Raw genomic sequence first — 17,469 nt, forward strand, 5'->3', positions numbered from 1 at the left:
ACGCCGGTCCCTTCCGCCGAGGAGTCATGGAGTACGGGCTCATGGAGTCATGCTGTGATGGAGATGGAAGTACGGCGTACGTACATCCATACACACGCCCATCCTATTCCTCGATCGCCCCACCGACCGCACGCAGATGCTCACGGAACGTGAGGGCGGGGTTGCCCCGGCGGTCGGTGAGGTAGCGGGCGAACTGCACCTGCTCGCGCAGGGAGTTGCCCTCGTGGATGCGTTCCGCCTGGCGGCGCTCGGTGTCGCGGATGGTCTCCGCCACGGTGAGGAGTTCGGCCGCCCTGTCGGCGGGTACGAAGAGCACGCCGTCCTCGTCCCCGAACACCACGTCCTCGCGGCTCACGGTCCACTCCCCCACCGTGGCCGCCTCCAGCGCGTCCTTGGCGCGGCCGTCCAGCCGCTGCGGCCCGGCCGGGGTCGCGCCCATACTGAAGACCGGCAGTCCGATCGCGCGGATGTCGGCCGTGTCGCGGTGCAGACCCCAGATGACGACCCCTGTGAGCCCGGCGTCCATGGCCTCCAGGACGGCGAGGTCTCCGACGCAGGCTTCGTCGAGCCGTCCGCCGTTGTCGACGACCAGTACGTCGCCGGGCGCGGCCCCCTCGTACGCCTCCAGGAAGATGTCGACACTACCGACGTGCCGCGCCGGTGCCACCCGTCCGGCCACGCGTCCGCCGTCCACCACGGGACGTACTACGGACGGCGCGCACCGCACCGGCACGCGCGCGCGGAGGCAGGCGTCCGCCACGTGTGCGGTGGTCAGTGTCGTGAAGCGGCTGTGGAGCTCGTCGTGATCCATACCCTTGTGTCCCTCTCGCCGTTCTGCCTGTTGCTGCCATTGTCGGGGTCGAGTGGGCGGGGCGGGTGGCGCAAGTCCCCTACGGATGTGAAATCAGGTCCCGTAGGGACGTGAAAATGTGGACGTGAAAAATCGGGTGGGCGGTCCGTCTGGAGCGGCTGCCTCCGGCGGCGGTCCACTGCCATGATGGGCCCATGCCCCAGATGGTTCCTGCCGTTGTCCCGGCAGGCCGCCTCGGCCGATCTGACCAACCGGCCCTCGCGGTGTCCACCGGTCTGTTCTTGCGGCCCTGGGAACTCGACGACGCGCCGTTCGTTTACGAGGCGTACCAGGATCCGGCGATCCAGCACTGGACGCGGCGGCGCGCGGACTGCGAGATCGAGACCCGGGAGTGGATAGCGCGCTGGCGGCAGGGCTGGCGGGCGGAGACGGACGCACACTGGGCGGTGGTGCGTTCCACCGACGGCGCGCTGGTCGGGTGGGTCGCCTTGTGCTGCCTGGACCTGGCGGTCGGCCGCTCCGAGTGCCGGTACTGGATCCTGCCGTCGCTCCGCGGCCAGGGAGTGGCGCCCGCGGCGGTGGCCGCGCTCGCCTCGTGGGCGCTGGACACGGTGGGGCTGCACCGGATCGAGATCGCGCATCCGATGGCGAACGAGGCCGCCTGCCGGGTGGCCCTGAAGTCGGGTTTCATCCCGGAGAGCACGCGGCGCAGCGCCCAGTTGCACGCGGACGGCTGGCATGACGTACACGTCCATGTGTGCGTGCAGGAGAGTGCCGACGACCTGGTGGAGGAGTTGGCGCCGGAGCGCGCGCTCGGGCGTGTCCAGCGGCGGCTGCACCGGCGCGGCAAGGACAGGTTGCGGGACAGGATTCCGGGCCGTCAGGGGCGTCAGGACGGTTAGGGACACGAGGACTGTCAGGGTCGCCAGGACTGTTGGATCCGTTAGGGCCGCAGCAAGCCCTTCGACACCAGGTAGTCCTTGGCGACGTCTTTGGGCAGCCGCCGCCAGCCGTCTGCTTGTTGGTTGGGGCTCACCAAGTCACCGGTCGCCAGTACGGTGTGGAGGGCACCCCAGTGCATTGGTGACGCCCTTGCTGCCCGCGCGGGACCGGTTGACGACGGGCACGATGCAGTCGGCGTTCTGGAGGTGCCTGTCGTCGGCGAGGAGGACGAGCCCGAAGGTGTCCAAGGTGGCGTCCGTCGTGGTGGTGAGGACCATCTGGTCCTGCCCGTTCTGGACGGCTCGTTTGGACTGAGTGGTGCCTACGCCCTTGGGGTCGACGGCTGTGATGTCGATGCCGTACGTCTTCTTCAGCCCGGGTTCGCAGTACGGGCGTTGGACGCACTCGTCTCCGGCGGCGAGCCGTACGGGCAGTTCGGCGGCGCCGAGGTCGCTGAGGGTGTGCGGTTTGTGCCGGAGGGTGCGGCCGGGGACACGGAAGTCGGGAGACGGCTGTGTTCATGGGGAGGTGTTCCCTATCCTCCGGCCATGGAGTGGGCGACGGTGGTGGGGACGGCCATGGGCGCGGTGATCGGCATGGGCAGCACGCTTCTCGCCGAGCGGGTTCGCTGGAGGCGGAGCTTGGGCGAGCAGGAGCGGAGCGAGTTACGTGCGGCGTACGCGCGTTACCTGGACGCGGCAACGCTCGCCAGGGATGCGGTGTCGCTGGCAAGCCGTTCCCTGGCGCTTGCGCCGGAGGCGCGGGCTGAGCAGGCCAGGCCCGCGATCCAGGACAATGCGGTGTACGCACGCCAGTACGAGCTGGAACTCGTCGCTCCTGCGGAGGTCGTCACCAAGGCGCGGGCGGCCACGAGGGCGCTGGGCGACTACCGGGATGTGGTGATGGCGGGGGCCACGTACGAAACTGCCGAGTGCGCGGAGGCTCGCCGCGCGTTCCGGGCGGCGCGCCAGGACATCATGGATGCGATGCGGACCACTTTGGATCGGGCGCGGGGGCGGTGAGGCAGGGGTGTGCGGGTGCGGAGGGCCAGGCTCCTTCGCAGCTCCTTCGCAGCTCCTTGGGGAACGTGGGACGCCTGCGGCGCAATGCGGCGGACTGTGAACTCGATACAAACCGGGAAAGCCAGTTGAGCTGTCATTACGGCTGAGTCGATCGGGTTGAGGTCAGCTGGGCATGGGGCGGGTTGTGCTGCTGATGTCTGCCTGCTGAGACCCCAGTTCTCCTGCCGTGCCTGCTGATCTACGCGCCCACGATTGTCAGCCCGTACGACTTCACACTCTTTCATTTTGCTGCTCCTCCGTGTGCGAGGTTGTACGGGCGTGTACGGGTCGGGCTTGCGATGCCGGGAGCGTAGGAGTCGACACGGATGCCAGGTTCAAGCCATGGCGAGGAAGTGCATGGCGGCACGCTGCCCGCCCTGGCCGTCGTGCCCGCCCGTTGTGACTGGTGACCGCCGCGGCGATGAGTTTGCGCGGCCCGAGCAGTCACACCGGTGACGCCAACAGCAGGAGGGAACAAGTGACGCAGCTACTGAGGGTGCAGAACTTCAACGTTTCGAGCGACGGTATCGGCGCGGGTGCCGCCGAGGACCAGAGCCTGGAGAGCCCGTTCGGCCTTCCCAATCCGGGCGAGTTGTTCGCCTGGGCGGGTGCGACGGCGAGCTGGCCGATGCGTACCGATCCCGGGGGCAGCCGTGGCCTGGACGACTACTTCACACGGGACTTCGCGCACAACATCGGTGCGGAGATCATGGGCCGTAACAAGTTCGGGCCGCAGCGGGGACCGTGGCAGGACGAGGATTGGCGCGGCTGGTGGGGCGAGGAGCCGCCGTTTCACACGCCGGTGTTCGTGATGACGCACCACCAGCGGCCGTCGTTCACGCTCTCGGACACCACGTTCCATTTCGTGGACGCCGATCCGGTGACGGTGCTCGCGCAGGCGCGGGAGGCCGCGCAGGGCAAGGACGTACGACTGGGCGGCGGGGTCACGACAATCCGGGAGTTCCTTGAGGCGGACTTGGTCGACACGATGCATGTGGCGGTGTCGCCGCAGGTGCGGCTGGGGTCCGGGCTGCGGCTGTGGGAGTCACCGGATGAGCTGCGGGACCGCTTCCATCTGGAGGTGGTGCCGAGCCCGAGTGGGGTGACGCATCACTTGTTCTGGCGGAGATGAGGCTGCGCCCCCAGGTTCACGCATCCGCCGACCGGCCACCGCTGTGATGGAAAAGAGGGAGTAAAGTTGAGGTAGTGAGGCCCTGCGGCATCCCCCGAACGCAGGGCCTCACTTCTGTTTTTCCCGGACCCGAGCGGACGTTCAGACGTTTTGGATGTTTGGACGTGGCTGGCTCGTAGCCGGACAAACCGAGAACGGCAGTTGCGATCCCAACCGTCGCGGCGGTCTTTGCCAGGAGACCTAGTCGATTCAGCACTGCACTTCGCGTCACGACCGCCGCCCGGTACGACCGCCCATCGCGTCGACCATGGCGGACACAAGGCTCCGCCGGTGTGCGGTGGCTGGTGGCCGGGCGGGTGTTGTCAGTGGTGTCGTGCATGATCGGCGGTATGACTTCGCTGTACGACATCGCCCGCACGCACCTGCCCGCCGACCTGGCCGAGAAGTGGCGCGCTCTGCTGCGCCCCGGCGCGCATCTGGTGAAGGCCACCGCGAGTGAAGCGGTGGCCGGTCGGCTGGGTGGGCGGCCTGCGTTGCCGCAGGGCGAGGCGTGGCCGGTGTGGCCGGGGCATGGGCCGTTGTCGTTCGTGGCCTCGGTCGACTGCGCCGCTGTGCCCGTCGGTGCCCTGGACATCGCGCTACCGGCCGACGGAAGCCTGCTGTTCTTCTACTTCGACGGGCAGATCGACGACGGCACGGCGTACGTGTCCCCGGACGAGCCGGACACATGGGCCGGGGCACGAGTGGTGTACGTGCCCGCGGGAGCGCCGGTGGCCGAGCAGGCTGTCCCCGTGGGTCTTGAGGCGTATCCCGAGGTGCCTCTGGCAGTCCGGATGGAGCCTACGGCGCCGAGTGTGTGGCACCCCGTCATGCGAACGGCGTTGCCGCAGGACGCTCTTGACGGCGCGTGGCCCGAAGCGTTCATCGACGCGCTGTACGACCACTCCTCGGGCCCCGGCCACCGGATAGGCGGCCATGCGGATCCGGTACAGAACCCGGTCGAGCAGGAGGTCGCCCACGGTGTCCTCGGTGCGGACGTGGGCTGGGACGATCCCCGCGTCGACGAGGAGGCCGAACACTGGGTGCTGCTGGCCCAGTTCGACACGGACGACGACGCCGACATGATGTGGGGCGACTGCGGGGCCCTGTACTGGCTCATCCGCCCCCAGGACCTGGCCGAACGACGCTTCGACCGGGCGATGTTCACCATGCAGTGCTGCTGAACCGCCGGGTCCATAGCCGGGTTCAGGTTGAGCGCCGCCTCACGTTCGGTCCATTCGCGAGGTTCGCGAAGGGATGATGCCGCGCTTACGGCCGCCCATGCTCGAACATCAGGGCACGAAACTGTCGTGCGACCATTGGCGGGCAGCTGGGGAGGGCCCAGGCGGCGGTTGATACAGGGGATCTGGCGTGAGCGTGGATGGGGAGCAGGGCGGCGGTTCGTCGGTGCCTGACGAGGAGTGGGAGCGGTTCCTGCGCGAGTCGGCGGATGGTGTGCCGGGGGCGCCCAAGGAGCCGTCCGCGCGCGCCCGTGTGGTGGCGCGACGGTTGCCCAAGGAACCCGAGGCATCACAAGTGTGGCGTGGCTACTCGCCGGGCCGACCGAGGCGGAGGAAGCAGGGGTGGTACGTCGTCGGCTTCGTGATGTCGCTCGCCCTCCTGGTCGTGGCCTTGTTTCCGGGGCAGCTAGTCGGTTGGTTCGCCGGTGACGAGCAGGCGGACACCCCGCTTGCCGCGGAGTCGGTACGCCCCGACCAGCCGCCGCCCGCGCAGGTTGCGGAACGGCCCACGCTCGCCGAACCGTTCAAGGGGTCGCCTGCGGCACGCTGGGCCGACGGCGCAGCGGGGATCACGGTTCCCGAGGCCAAGGCGACCGGGCGGATGAGTACGGCGCAGGTCGCACAAGCCCTGGGCCGCACCCGGGACTTCCTCGTCGCTGCCAGCCTGGATTCAGCGGTGCTGCGGGGCGATCGCCCCGCCAAGGCGATCGCCCTGATCAATCCGCACCAGCAGGACGTCCAGGACTACCTGTCAACCGCCTTTCGCACGCCCAGCAAAGAGAACGACCCGCTGCTGCTGTTCAGCCGATTCGACAAGACGCGTACACGTCTCGTCGGGGACGTGGTGAAGACACGGGGCCGGATGACTTTCCAGCAAGGTGAACGCGGCGCACTGCGGGTGACCACCGACATCACGTACGTGTACCCCGTCGTGAGCGCGGCCGCGGGCAGCGACGAGGTCGAGCGTACGATCGTGCGGCGCGAAGTGGTGGTGAACTGGGACGATCCCGCGAAGGTGATCACCGAGCCGGGAACGTTCTCCATCGTCTCGTACAAGGTCCATCTCACCAACGGCGGTTGCGGCGCCCCGAACGGCTACCTCACTCCGGTGTTCGGCTCGGGGCGGGACGCCGGGGCGGGTAACGGCACCGAGATTGACCCGTACGACCGCAGCACGCCGCTGGAGGAGCGGGTGGAGAAGGGATGTGGCGTAGCGACGCGGACGTGAGCGAACCCTGTCGACAGCGGTCCCGGACCGACAAGGAGCCTCTCGGCCCATCGCGTGCACACGGCATTCCTGCCGGAGGATCGGGGGGCGGTGAGCGCACCAATTCGCAGCCCGGTCGCAGGAGCCGTCAGTGTCGTCGCGTCCCGGACGTCGCGTCCCGGCAATTGGACTTGCGACACTGCGAGCATGCCCAAGGACCGGAACGACTCCCCACTGCCGCGCCTTCAGCGGCCCCGGTACGGCGTTGACGCTCAGCGTTCCCGGCGGTACTCGGCGCCGCCGGTACGGCCTGCTACCTGACAGCCGGCCGGTGGCTGCGGGCCGGATGCCCACACAACCGGAAGTGAGGCGGCTTCGCTACTGCTCCTCGGGGCTGGTCAGCAGCCGACGGTGGAGTTCCGCGGTCATCGTGTGGATGGCCCGGGTCAGCTCGGTGTTCGTCTTGAGCTCCAGTTCCTGCTCGACGAAGTCGTGATCGGCCTTCGCCTGCTGGAACTCGGCCTGCCGGTTCTGGCCGATCATGACGAACGTCGAAAGGAAGATCGCCTCAAGGGATACGACGAGGGTCAGCATGGGCCATGGGTTGGACTCCACGAACAGCATCCAGAGCCCGAAACCGACCGCATGAAGATAGACGAACGTCATGGAGCCGGCGAACTTGGTGATCGCATCGGCGATACGCAATTGGGCGTCGCCGGAGCGGCGGGTTCGGTGCGCGACGACGACCGGATGGTGCTGCCTCGTACCGCCGGGATCGCTCATCTTCGACTGCCTGCTTCCTTGGGTCGACGCTGTCCCACACTGCGATGTCGCTGCATGGTGCCAGACTCTCCGAGGAACCAGCGGCAGGCTTCCTGCCGCCCTCACCGACTCCCCGTATTCCTCTCCCCCATTCCCCCTGCCCACCATCTCCCTTGGTGTTGTGCCTGTGCCGGCGACGGCTCCTGCTTCTGTTCCAGAACATTCCGAAGGCGCGGAGTCATGGACAGGAGCAGTGGTCCGTCCTTGACTGTCGGGCAGGGCGCTGGGCCATGACGCTCCGGGATCTCCGGGATCTCCGGGCGCGACCTCCCGCCGCTAGCTTCGCCGGGACCCCGCGGAACGCAGAGTGCAGCGACCACCCCGCCTCACTCACCCAGCGCACGCCTCAGCGCCGCACCCAGCTCCGACATCTGCCGCTGGGACACCTCGGCCGACAGAATCGCCTGCGACCCGTGGAACGTGCCCGCCCACTGGTGCAGTTCGACCGGCACACCCGCCTGCAGCAGGCGCAACGCGTAGCCGATGCCTTCGTCGCGGTTCGGGCAGAATTCCGCGGTGGCGAGGTACGCGGGCGGCAGACCGGACAGGTCGGTGGCCCGCGCCGGGGCCGCGTACGGCGTGGCGGGTGTGGAGCCCAGATAGTGCCGCCACATCGCGGTGACCTTGTTGCGGTTCATCCAGGGAGTGTCGGTGAACTGCCGGGCGGACCATGCCTCTTGGCGGTCGTCCAGCCCGGGCTGGTTCAGCAGCTGGAAGCAGATGCGCGGCCCCTGCTCGTCTCGCGCCCGCAACGCCACCGCCGCAGCGATCGCCGCACCGGCACTGTGCCCTCCCACCGCGATACGCCTCGCGTCGATGCCGAGGTCGGCCGCGTACCCCGCCGCCCAGGTCAGCACTGCGTACGCGTCGTCCAGCGCGGCCGGGAACCGGTGCTCGGGGGCCAGGCGGTAGCCCACCGAGATCACCACCGCGCCGGAGCCGTCCGCAAGCCGCGCGGCCCACGCGTGCTCGGTGTCCAGGTCGCCCATGACGAATCCGCCACCGTGCAACCAGACGATCGCGCCCTGCGCCCGATGCGGTCGGTATATCCGTACCGCGATGTCTGACGCATTCGACACACCTGACAGATCCGCGGGCACAGTGCGGTCCTCGACCTCCATGTGTGCGAGGTCCGGCGCCGGGATCGCGGCGGCCAACTCCGCGAAGTTCTTGCGCTCGGCGACCGGGTCGCTCAGGTCGGCCCGGGGGAACAACGGGATGAATGCTTCGAGTTCGGGGTCCATGTCGACCATCCTCAGCGCCGCCACCCACCGCGGTCATCCGCCATCCGTCGGGCAACTCGGCCGGATCACGCACCGATCGGCGCCCACCCACTGGCCTCCTGCCGGCCCCGCCCGCCGACGCCTATCCTCCTGTCATGGAGGCACTGGCCATACGGCTGTCGCAACTGGACTCGCACGTCGAAGGCGCGATCCGCGTCGTGATGTTCTACGACACCCTCATGCGTCGACGGGTGGACCTCCCGGCGCTCGCACGGGCCTCCGCGGGGCTGGCCGAGTGCGTGGCCGGAATTCGGCTCCACAGCGCCGGGCGGGCCATGCGGCTCTCGCCCGACGGCAGGGAAGCGGCCACTCCTGCGCGGCCCGCGTCCACCAGAGTGCCGATCACTCTCGACGAGGAGGAGATCGGCGCGGTGTGGCTGGAGCGCCCCGGCCCTCCCGGCTCGCTCGACGAAGTGCTGCTCGACCGGCTCGCCATCGCCGCCGCGGCGGTCGTCGAGAGGTACGGTCCGGCCCGCACCACCATGGCCGACCCCGCGCTCGTCGAGCTGGTGGTCAGCTGCGACAGCGACGAGGCGGCCAGAGCCCGGGCGTTGCGGCTTCTGGGCTTCGCCGCCGAACTGCCGGTCCGCGTCGCCGCCGTACGGTCGCGGCTTCCGCTCGACCAGGTCGCCGGTCTGCTCTGCCCGGACCGCCCGGTGAAGGCCGCACCGCTCGGCGACGTGGGCGTCATCCTGTCCACCACCATGGACCCGGCCCGCTTCCCCGCGGGCGTACGCGCGGGCATCGGCGCAGCCGCAAGCCCCGACCGGTCCTGGCGCGAAGCCCGCACCGCCCTCCGCTTCGCCACTCCACGCCAGCCGGTCGTCCGCTACGACGGCCTGGGGGCGTTGGCCCTGCTCGCCCAAGTACCCCAGGACGCCGCGAGGGACAACTCCGACGTGGCCGCGATCGCCCGGATCGCCGGCAACCCAGCAGATCTGGAGACCCTGGACACGTACTGCGCCACCGGCTCCCTACGCCGGGCTGCCGAACGTCTCCATCTGCACCACAGCAGCGTCGCCCGCCGACTCGAACAGATCGGAAGGGCCCTGGGCATCGAACTCACCGAGCCCACCGGGCTGATACGGGCAAGGCTCGCCCTCACCGCATGGCAGCTACTCGACGAGTAGATGCATCAGAGGCCGAGGTCGACCCCGCGCACCGAAGCCCCAACCGGTCGGGCGCCGCGTCCTGCTCCAGGCGATGATGCCGGCGGGCCGGGAGCCCGTCGACGTCCGTGCGGCGCGCGTCGCTCCTCGCAGACAGACTGTCCTGATATGAGACACCACTTCAGCTGGGGCGAGGTCTTCGAGCGCAGCGACCTGCTCGCGGACGACGGCGACTGGGGCGGGCTGGTCCAGCTCTACGACGCCGTGGACGCGGAGCTCGCCGACAAGCCCTCCCCCGACGAGGAGCGCGAACTGCGCCAGTGCCGGGCCCGGGTCGCGCGGGTGGCCATGTTCGAGCTGCCCGCCGCGCGGGCCGCGGACGCCGTTCGGATCCTGGTGCGGGAGTACGAGGACGGGCTGCTCCACTCCGGCGCTCTGTGGGAGACGCCGGCCCATGTCCGGACCTGGCAGGAGGTCGGCCCTCACCTCCGTCACCCGCTGCTGCGGCACCTCGTGGCGCACGCGCGGGTGCTGCGCGGGGAGGACCTCTCGCCGGCCGACGGCCTCGATCCGGCGGCGTACGGCGGTGTACCGCTGTCGCTCGCGCCCTGGGAAGCGGAGTCCTGGGACGTCGCGCAACATCCCAGCTCGCCGGGGCGCAGCAGCGGTGCCACGGCGATCGCCTCGCTCTCCGCCGTCGGGCGCGAGGGCCGGAGGCGGCTCCCCCCGGCCACCGGTGGGGCCGTACCGGTGCCGACCACGCCCGAGCCGCTGGTGCCAGGCGCTCCCACATACTGCTTCGCGGGGATCTCCGGGCCCGTGCGGTGCGGGGCGGAACAGGCCGCCGCCCGGTTCCTCAGCGGGCTCCCCGCCGGTGAGCGGCCCTCGTATGCGACGCCCATCCCGTTCGCGGCCGCCTACCCCGACCTGGTGCTGGCGCTCGGCGGCAGCAGCGCGTACGGGACGGTGGCTTCCACGGCGCTGGGCCGCATCGCCGTGTGGCGGATGCTCCCGGGGGTTCGCCGGGCTGGCCGAGGCGGCGCCCGCGGCGGACGTCTCCGCGTTCGTCGCCGGGCTCACCTGTCTGACCTGGGAGCTGCCGAGCGACGAGATCTGGTTCCTGCACCTGGCGGTCGGACATCACCACCACGGCGGCCGGAGCACCAGTTGGATCGTCGACGGGCAGGACGTCGACTGACAATGGCGGTCGTCCGCGCCGATGCGGGCGCGCCCGCCGTCACTGGCTCCGCAGCGAAAACGTGTGCCCCGCCGGGTCGGAGTACAGCCTGGTGTCGTACAGCCCCCCGTTGTCCTTCGTGTCCAGCGGGCGCCCGCCCAGCGCGATCACCTGGCGCTCGACCGCGTCCATGTCCTCCCGGCCCACCAGCAGCTCCAAGTGCGCCTGCTGGGAGTCGTCGGGGCGGGGCCAGCTGTTGGGGGCCGCGCCGTGGTCCCGGCGGAAGGCCATCCTCGTACCACCTCGGCCGGTGATCTCGATTCGTTCCGTTCCGCGTTCCAAGGGCTGCTCGGCGCCGAGCAGCCTGGCGTAGAACTCGGCGAGCGCCTCCGGCTCGGCGCAGTCGAGGGCGAGGACCGCTGCCTCCACCAGGCCGGTCGACTCCGTCGTCACCTTCTTCGACAGGGCTTCCATCCCCGGTCCTCCTCGCCTCAGTAGTAACGGCGGTCTTCTTCGACCACGGGCACGGCAGGAGGCGGCGCCTGGAGCCGCCGCCGCTTGAAGATGCTGACGTAGGCGGCCGTTCCTATGATGCCGACGGCCATCAGCACGAGACCGGCCACATGGATGTTCATGCCCTGCACATGCCAGTCGACCGCGAACGTGAGAATCGCTCCGGCCCCGATCAGCAGAATGCATCCGCCCAGACCCATGGCTGTACCTCCGAACTCGACTGCGCGTACGTTCGGTTGGTACGGGTGCCCCTGAGCGCCCACACCTAACACCCACGGGCCGTGCGACGTTGCCGTACGCGTCGGTGCCCCGGCCGTGATGTACGGCCGGGGCACCGAGGTAGCGGGATCGGTCAATCGGTCAGCGTGTTCCCGCCAGCAGACGCGCCGCGACGGTCGCCAGGCGCTCGCCCTGGTAGCGGGCCGCCACCAGCGTCTTCTCGGAGACGGCCTCGGCACCCGCGTGCGCCGTGCCGTACGGGTTGCCGCCCGCGCCGTAGACGGCCGGGTCCGTGTAGCCGGGCGCGACGATGATCGAGCCCCAGTGGTGGAACGTGTTGTACAGCGCGAGCGTCGTCGACTCGTTGCCGCCGTGCGCGTTGTGGGCGCTGGTGAAGCCGGTGGCGGGCTTGTCCGACAGCGCGCCCTGCTGCCACAGGCCGCCCGTGGTGTCGATGAACTGCTTCAGCTGCGCGGCGATGTTGCCGTAGCGGGTCGGCGAGCCGAGCGCGTACGCGTCGGCCCAGGCCAGGTCGTCGAGCGTGGCGATCTCGACGTCCTTGGTGGTCTCGACGTGCTCGCGCCAGGCCGGGTTGGCATCGATGGCCGGGTCCGGGGCGAGCTCGGGGACCCGGCGCAGCCGGACCTCGGCGCCGGCCTTCTCCGCCCCCTCCGCGACCGCCTTGGCGAGCTGGTGGACGTTGCCGGTGGACGAGTAGTAGATGACCGCGACCTTGGCGCTCATGACGAGGCCCCTCCCAAGCAGAGATCGTAAGCACCGCACCGGCGAATCGGATAGCTATCCGTTTCGTCTTCGAGTGCGAGTAAACCGGATAGAAATCCACTTTGCGAGTGATCCGAGGGCCTCCCTCCGCAGCTCCCGCGACAGCCGCGCGATCGAACCGGATACGTATCCGATAGCCTCGGGATCATGACCCGCAACGAACTCGCCGTCACGGGCCAGGCCCCACCCGAGCGCGCCGACGCCGCTCGCAACCGCCGGAAGATCCTGGACGCGGCGGCCCGGCTGGTCGCGGAGCAGGGGCCGCAGGCCGTCACCATGAACGCGGTCGCGCACGCCGCCCGCATGGGCGTCGGTACGGTCTACCGGCGGTTCGGCGACGTGAGTCAGCTCCTCTTCGCCCTCCTGGACGACAGCGATCGGCGCTTCCAGCAGTCGTTCCTGACCGGCCCCCCGCCGCTCGGCCCGGGCGCCCCGCCCGCCGACCGACTCCGCGCCTTCCTGCACGCGCTCGCCGACCGGATCGTGGATCAGCGCGAGATCATGCAGCTGGCGGAGGCCGCGTCACCGAGCGCGCGCTACAGCAGCGGGGTGTACGCGACGCTGCACACCCATGTGTCGGTCCTCCTGCGCGAGGCGCGGCCCGAGGCGGACACGGAGCTCCTGGCCCATCTGCTGCTCGCCCCCTTCGTGCCGAGCCTGTTCGAGCACCTCACGGTCGGGCGGGGGATGACGCCGGAGCGCATCAAGGCGGGCATCGACGATCTGCTCGGACTGGAGGGCGGGCCGGCCCACACCACCGGCGACGCTTCCTGACGGCCCACCAGGCCTGTCGGCGGAGCCCGTCGACCGAGCCGGTGGACCGCGTTGGCCAAACCAGTGGGTCATATGCCAACGCGCCATGTTCAAGGGCCACTTGTGCCGGGCATGCACACACCGGAGGCCCCGGTTCTCTACACATACGGCCGGACGTCTCCACGGTTCCCCCGCAACCTCTCCTCCGTCCGCCGCCGGGCCGGCGGGTCGCCTCAACCGAGGTGAGCACATGATCACCGTTCTTCCGGACTTCGCTCCACCATCGCGCGTCTACCGCATGCACGGACATACAGTCCTGGCCCTCTGCGGCGAGATCGACATCGCCACCGCCGTCGAGGTCGTCCCCTACCTGGAGGCCGTGACCGCCCCGTACGAACCCAAGGTCGTGATCGATCTGACGGCGGTCACCTTCTTCGACTGCTCCGGCCTGCGGCTGCTCAGCTCCGCCCGCCGCCGCGTGGCCGCCCGCCACGGCAGCCTCACCGTGGTGTGTGCACACCCGTTCACTCTCCGGATTCTGGCGCTTTCGGGCCTGGGCGCCGCGCTGCGCGTGGTTCCCACCCTGGAGGAGGCCGTCCTGGTCGCACCCGGGTGACACTGGAGGAGGAATCGACAAGGGGGACTCGACTAGGAGGCCGCCCATGAGCATCCCCGCGCTCCCCCGGCTCACCAGCGCCCTGGCGGACGAGCACCGCAACCGCCTCACCGGCCTCGCCCACGAGGTCGACTTCTCCTCCGGGACCCGCCTCTTCAACGAAGGCGGCCACGCCGACCGGTTCTGGGTCCTGCGCTCGGGCACGGTCACCCTCGACATGCGCATCCCCGGCAGACGCCCGGCCGTGATCGAGACGCTCGGCTCGGACGAACTGGTGGGCTGGTCCTGGCTGTTCCGCCCCTATGTGTGGCAGCTGGGCGCCGAGGTCAAGACGCCCGTGCGCGCCTTCGAGTTCGACGCCGAGGCCGTACGCGCCCTGATGGATTCCGATCCCGCGTTCAGCGCGGCGGTCAGCGGCTGGGTGGGCCGCGTCCTGGCCCACCGACTGCATGCGGCCCGCACCCGACTGCTCGACATGTACGCCCCGTACGGCAGCGGAAACGCCCTGTGACCGCCGCTGCGGCTCAGGCCTCGTGATCAGGCCGCGTACCCGGTGTCGCGCACCGTACCGAAGGCCGGCGCCGGCGCGAAGGCCGACGCTGCCAGCGACTGCCATTCGCTGGGCGACATGCCGTACGCGCCCCGGAACGTACGGCTGAAGTGCGAGGGGCTGCTGAAGCCCCAGCGGTTTGCCACCGCGGCCACGGTGAACCTGCGGTTGGACCGGCCCAGCTCGATCCTGCAGGACTCCAGCCTGCGTCGGCGCACCCATTGGCTCACCGTGGTGCCGTCGTTCTGAAAGAGCTTGTGCAGGTACCGGACGGAGATGTGGTGGGCGCGTGCGATCGATTCCGGTGAGAGGTCCGGGTCCATCAGGTGCTCTTCGACGAAGGCCCGGATCCGGGACAGCATCTCGCTGCCGCCTCGCGACGCGTCGGCCGCCGCGTCTGCCGTGTCCGACTCAAGGAGCTCCACGACCAGGACGGAGAGGAGGTGAACGGCCGTCCGGGCGAGCCGGTCCCCGACCGTGGACCGGCGGAACTCCGCCTCGGCGGCGAGCGCGGACAGGAAGTCCGACACCAGCGCCCCCAGCCCCTCGCCGCCGCGCACGGGGACACCCACGACCTGGTTCAGTTCCGGCTCCGTGACACCCAGATAGCAGCGCGGAATCCGGAAGAAGACCATCTGGCAGTCGTCGCCGAAGCGGAGCAGGTGACGGCGGGCCGGGTCACAGAAGACCAGGTCGTTCGGGCTCAGGGGGCTCTGGGCGCCCTCACGGACGCTCGTGACGCGGCCACGGACGTGCATCCCGAGGTAGAGGAAGTCTCCGTCCGCCTCCCCGGGCATTTCGGGAAGGAGCTGAACAAGCCAGCCGGAAACGGGGGTTGACGAGGGATCAGGCACCTGACGTGTCTTCGTTTCAGGCACACGTGACATCAGTGATCGGGTCATCGGAACTCCAAACCGAACGTTCTTCCTACCGGGGCGCAACCGTCTGCCTAGGCCCCTGTTGCAGCCGCCTCCGCGAGGAATCCGTCCACCACCGCGTTGAAGGCCGCCGGGTTCTCCAGGAACGGGAAGTGCGAGCTCGCCACGTCGGAGGGGAAGACGTGCAGGCGCGCACCGGGAATCTGCTCGGCGATGAAGCGCTGCGAATCGGGGTGCACATGGCTTCCCTCACAGCCGATCACCAGGGTCGGCACATCGATCCTGGGGAGGACGTCGCGCCAGTCCTGAGCGCAGTGGTCGAACAGAAGGGGTACGGCGGCGTAGGCGGGCGTCGAGGTGATCTGCTCGGCGACGAAGGCGAGCACCTCCGGGTCGGGCTCGCCGGAGAACATGCCGCGCACGAAGCCGGCGCGCACCTCGTCACCCCCCGGCGCCGCGAGCGCTGCACCCAGGGCGAGCAGCTCGGACACGTCGAAGATGGCGCCGGAGTCCCGCTGTTCCCGCCCGGTCATCCAGGGAACGGCGGCGACGGCCGCCGGCTGGTCGACGGCGACGAAGCGCCGGATCCGTCCGGTTCCGTACTGGTCGATGAAGCTCCACCACACCGAGACGCCCATGGACCAGCCCAGCGCGTCGAACCGCTTCAGCCGGAGGTGGTCGACGAGTTCGAGCACGTCGCGGGCCAGGCGCGCGATGCGGTAGCCGTGCCGCGGCTTGCCGGACAGCCCATGGCCGCGCAGGTCGACGGTGACGACGCGGCGGCCGTGCGACAGATCCGCGAGCTGATGGCGGAACATCGCCTGTGTCTGGCCCCAGCCGTGCAGCATGACCAGAGGTACGCCCTCGCCACCGCTGTCCCGGTACGCGAGCCGTGTTCCGTCAGTGGTGATCAGGTCTCTCATGGCTTCTTCCCTGGTCAGGGTGGTGGACGTGATGCCCGCCTCGTCCTGATGATCTTCTGATGCGGCACGCCGCCGTCGCTACCGCGTGCTGTAGGAATCGGGCGGGAGATCCTTCTCGCTTTGTCGAAGCGATGAGAACCGGCCATCCGATCGGGCCGGGATCACCTGCCCGCTTCACCGCCCGCGGTGAGGAGTTCCTCGATCCTCAGTCCGAGGTGCAGGGTGAGCCGGTGAGCGCCGTCGTCCAGGTCGAGTCCGGTGATCTCCTGGATCTGGCGCAGGCGGTAGTAGAGCGACGTGCGGTGGAGTCGCAGCGCGTCCGCGGTCCTGGGGATCGACCCGGCGTGTTCGAGGAAGCACCGCAGGGTGTCCCGCAGCCGGTCGCCACCGCCGGCCTCGTTCAGGGTGCGGAGCGGCTTCGGGACGAGGGATCCGTTCAGGGCGTGCTCGGGGAGTTGGAGCAGCACGGCGAACTCCCCGAGCAGGTCCCAGTCGCCCATGCTCTTCAGGGAGGGCAGCCGGCGCGCCGCGCGGGCCGCCACGAGCGACTGCTCGTACGACGTCGAGGCGTCGTGCAGCCCGTGGTGGCGCCCCCCGACGCCGATCACGGGGGCCGCCGACGGGTCCAGGAACGTGTGGAGTTCATCGAGGATGCGAGCGGACTGGGCGGTGACCTCGTCCGGACCGGGAGGCCGGTCGCGCAGTTGGAGCAGGATCGCCCGCTCCTGGTAGATCGCGACGAGGCCCTGCGCCGAACGCGTCTGTCTGAAGCCCTCCAGCGCGGCCCACAGCGCCGCCTCGGACTGCCGTACGGGCTCCGTACCGCGGCAGAGCTGGACGAAGGTGACCAGCACGTGGTCCGCTTCGCCGAGCAGCCCGAGCTCCATGGCCTGCCTGCGCGCGGCGGTGCGCCTGGCGACGTTGGCGTCGACCAGATCAAGTACCAGGGTCCGCTCGTCGGTCTTCCGCGTGTCGGCGGAGAGGTTCTCCGTGTACATCTGGGCGGCCATGGCGTCGGCGGCCCGCGCGATGGCTTCGGTCTCGTTCTCCCCGAGCGCTTTGTCCGGTGCGACCACCATCAGCAGTCCGAGGAGGTGTCCGCGCTCTCGCAGCGGCACGACGTAGCGGGGCAGCAGCCCGAGGTCGTCACGGCCGTCGATGAATCCGGGCCTCGACCACTGCGCCACTCCCTGGTCGAGGACGTACCGGACGGTGGCGTTGTCGGCCCGGCCTTGCAGCAGCGTGCCGATGCGCACCGGGTCCTCGTCACCGAAGTGGCGGCTCGTGCACACCATGCGTATCAGCGGGTCGTCGACCGCGACGGACCGGCCCAGCCTCTCCGCGAGTTCGTCGACAAGCGCCTGGAGCTCCGCACTGCCGGGACGGGCCCGCTGAGGTCTGACCGTCATG

The 17,469-nt window shown here is 69.8% G+C and carries 20 protein-coding genes and 1 pseudogene; 10 read left to right on the forward strand and 11 right to left on the reverse strand.

Annotated elements, in window-relative coordinates; genetic code table 11:
- Positions 1-103: 103 nt before the first annotated feature.
- Entirely contained in the window at positions 104-811 is a 708-nt protein-coding gene (locus ACFWA7_RS02100; RefSeq protein WP_385820316.1) for an RraA family protein, read from the reverse strand.
- Positions 812-1,005: 194 nt separating this feature from the next.
- Here ACFWA7_RS02100 and ACFWA7_RS02105 point away from each other — a divergent pair, with 194 nt between their 5' ends.
- Positions 1,006-1,713, forward strand: a complete 708-nt coding sequence (locus ACFWA7_RS02105; protein ID WP_385535051.1) for a GNAT family N-acetyltransferase — start codon at positions 1,006-1,008, stop codon at positions 1,711-1,713.
- A 41-nt stretch (positions 1,714-1,754) separates the two neighbouring features.
- Here ACFWA7_RS02105 and ACFWA7_RS02110 read toward each other — a convergent pair.
- A pseudogene (locus ACFWA7_RS02110) lies at positions 1,755-2,229 on the reverse strand (glycine betaine ABC transporter substrate-binding protein); the annotation flags it as partial.
- A gap of 72 nt (positions 2,230-2,301) precedes the next feature.
- On the opposite strand from ACFWA7_RS02110, the gene ACFWA7_RS02115 reads away from it, so the two are divergent.
- The 4 genes from ACFWA7_RS02115 (at position 2,302) to ACFWA7_RS02130 (ending at position 6,454) form a co-directional block, all read left to right on the forward strand.
- Complete coding sequence (locus tag ACFWA7_RS02115) at positions 2,302-2,775, forward strand: hypothetical protein (protein WP_385535053.1); 474 nt, start codon at positions 2,302-2,304, stop codon at positions 2,773-2,775.
- A gap of 517 nt (positions 2,776-3,292) precedes the next feature.
- A complete protein-coding gene (locus tag ACFWA7_RS02120) occupies positions 3,293-3,946 on the forward strand; it encodes a dihydrofolate reductase family protein (RefSeq protein WP_385820428.1) in 654 nt (217 codons plus the stop codon).
- A 389-nt stretch (positions 3,947-4,335) separates the two neighbouring features.
- The gene (locus ACFWA7_RS02125; protein ID WP_385535055.1) at positions 4,336-5,169 is read left to right on the forward strand and encodes a YwqG family protein; all 834 of its coding nucleotides are present in this window, start codon (positions 4,336-4,338) and stop codon (positions 5,167-5,169) included.
- 187 nt (positions 5,170-5,356) lie between these two features.
- A complete protein-coding gene (locus tag ACFWA7_RS02130; protein WP_385820318.1) occupies positions 5,357-6,454 on the forward strand; it encodes a hypothetical protein in 1,098 nt (365 codons plus the stop codon).
- A 357-nt stretch (positions 6,455-6,811) separates the two neighbouring features.
- On the opposite strand, the gene ACFWA7_RS02135 is transcribed toward ACFWA7_RS02130, so the two are convergent.
- Together ACFWA7_RS02135 and ACFWA7_RS02140 are read right to left on the reverse strand one after the other, a co-directional pair.
- Entirely contained in the window at positions 6,812-7,216 is a 405-nt protein-coding gene (locus ACFWA7_RS02135) for a DUF1003 domain-containing protein (RefSeq protein ID WP_385535057.1), read from the reverse strand.
- Between the two features lie 365 nt (positions 7,217-7,581).
- Positions 7,582-8,499 carry an alpha/beta hydrolase gene (locus ACFWA7_RS02140; RefSeq protein WP_385820320.1) on the reverse strand — a complete coding sequence of 306 codons (918 nt, stop codon included), beginning with the start codon at positions 8,497-8,499 and terminating at the stop codon, positions 7,582-7,584.
- Between the two features lie 134 nt (positions 8,500-8,633).
- Between ACFWA7_RS02140 and ACFWA7_RS02145 the strand changes: the two genes are divergently transcribed.
- Complete coding sequence (locus ACFWA7_RS02145; protein ID WP_385820322.1) at positions 8,634-9,668, forward strand: PucR family transcriptional regulator; 1,035 nt, start codon at positions 8,634-8,636, stop codon at positions 9,666-9,668.
- On the opposite strand, the gene ACFWA7_RS02150 is transcribed toward ACFWA7_RS02145, so the two are convergent.
- Positions 9,654-10,289, reverse strand: a complete 636-nt coding sequence (locus tag ACFWA7_RS02150) for a hypothetical protein (RefSeq protein WP_385820324.1) — start codon at positions 10,287-10,289, stop codon at positions 9,654-9,656. The genes ACFWA7_RS02145 and ACFWA7_RS02150 overlap by 15 nt on opposite strands.
- Positions 10,290-10,536: 247 nt before the next feature.
- Between ACFWA7_RS02150 and ACFWA7_RS02155 the strand changes: the two genes are divergently transcribed.
- A complete protein-coding gene (locus tag ACFWA7_RS02155) occupies positions 10,537-10,845 on the forward strand; it encodes a hypothetical protein (RefSeq protein ID WP_385820326.1) in 309 nt (102 codons plus the stop codon).
- A gap of 39 nt (positions 10,846-10,884) precedes the next feature.
- Here ACFWA7_RS02155 and ACFWA7_RS02160 read toward each other — a convergent pair whose 3' ends face one another.
- From ACFWA7_RS02160 to wrbA, 3 genes are all read right to left on the reverse strand, one after another.
- Complete coding sequence (locus ACFWA7_RS02160) at positions 10,885-11,298, reverse strand: VOC family protein (protein ID WP_385820328.1); 414 nt, start codon at positions 11,296-11,298, stop codon at positions 10,885-10,887.
- A 17-nt stretch (positions 11,299-11,315) separates the two neighbouring features.
- The gene (locus ACFWA7_RS02165) at positions 11,316-11,537 is read right to left on the reverse strand and encodes a hypothetical protein (RefSeq protein WP_385535067.1); all 222 of its coding nucleotides are present in this window, start codon (positions 11,535-11,537) and stop codon (positions 11,316-11,318) included.
- A gap of 160 nt (positions 11,538-11,697) precedes the next feature.
- Entirely contained in the window at positions 11,698-12,300 is a 603-nt protein-coding gene (gene wrbA, locus ACFWA7_RS02170) for an NAD(P)H:quinone oxidoreductase (protein WP_385820331.1), read from the reverse strand.
- Between the two features lie 186 nt (positions 12,301-12,486).
- Between wrbA and ACFWA7_RS02175 the strand changes: the two genes are divergently transcribed.
- The 3 genes from ACFWA7_RS02175 (at position 12,487) to ACFWA7_RS02185 (ending at position 14,219) form a co-directional block, all read left to right on the forward strand.
- Positions 12,487-13,113 carry a TetR/AcrR family transcriptional regulator gene (locus ACFWA7_RS02175; RefSeq protein WP_385820333.1) on the forward strand — a complete coding sequence of 209 codons (627 nt, stop codon included), beginning with the start codon at positions 12,487-12,489 and terminating at the stop codon, positions 13,111-13,113.
- A gap of 229 nt (positions 13,114-13,342) precedes the next feature.
- The gene (locus ACFWA7_RS02180) at positions 13,343-13,708 is read left to right on the forward strand and encodes an STAS domain-containing protein (RefSeq protein WP_385535073.1); all 366 of its coding nucleotides are present in this window, start codon (positions 13,343-13,345) and stop codon (positions 13,706-13,708) included.
- A 46-nt stretch (positions 13,709-13,754) separates the two neighbouring features.
- Complete coding sequence (locus tag ACFWA7_RS02185) at positions 13,755-14,219, forward strand: Crp/Fnr family transcriptional regulator (RefSeq protein WP_385535075.1); 465 nt, start codon at positions 13,755-13,757, stop codon at positions 14,217-14,219.
- A 26-nt stretch (positions 14,220-14,245) separates the two neighbouring features.
- On the opposite strand, the gene ACFWA7_RS02190 is transcribed toward ACFWA7_RS02185, so the two are convergent.
- The 3 genes from ACFWA7_RS02190 to ACFWA7_RS02200 form a co-directional block, all read right to left on the reverse strand.
- A complete protein-coding gene (locus ACFWA7_RS02190) occupies positions 14,246-15,055 on the reverse strand; it encodes a helix-turn-helix domain-containing protein (RefSeq protein WP_385535077.1) in 810 nt (269 codons plus the stop codon).
- Between the two features lie 152 nt (positions 15,056-15,207).
- On the reverse strand, positions 15,208-16,059 hold the full coding sequence (locus ACFWA7_RS02195; RefSeq protein WP_385820335.1) for an alpha/beta fold hydrolase: 852 nt from the start codon (positions 16,057-16,059) through the stop codon (positions 15,208-15,210).
- 161 nt (positions 16,060-16,220) lie between these two features.
- On the reverse strand, positions 16,221-17,468 hold the full coding sequence (locus ACFWA7_RS02200; protein ID WP_385820337.1) for a PucR family transcriptional regulator: 1,248 nt from the start codon (positions 17,466-17,468) through the stop codon (positions 16,221-16,223).
- Between the last annotated feature and the right edge of the window lies 1 nt (position 17,469).

Source organism: Streptomyces sp. NPDC059994 (genome assembly GCF_042737755.1).
Lineage (GTDB): Bacteria > Actinomycetota > Actinomycetes > Streptomycetales > Streptomycetaceae > Streptomyces.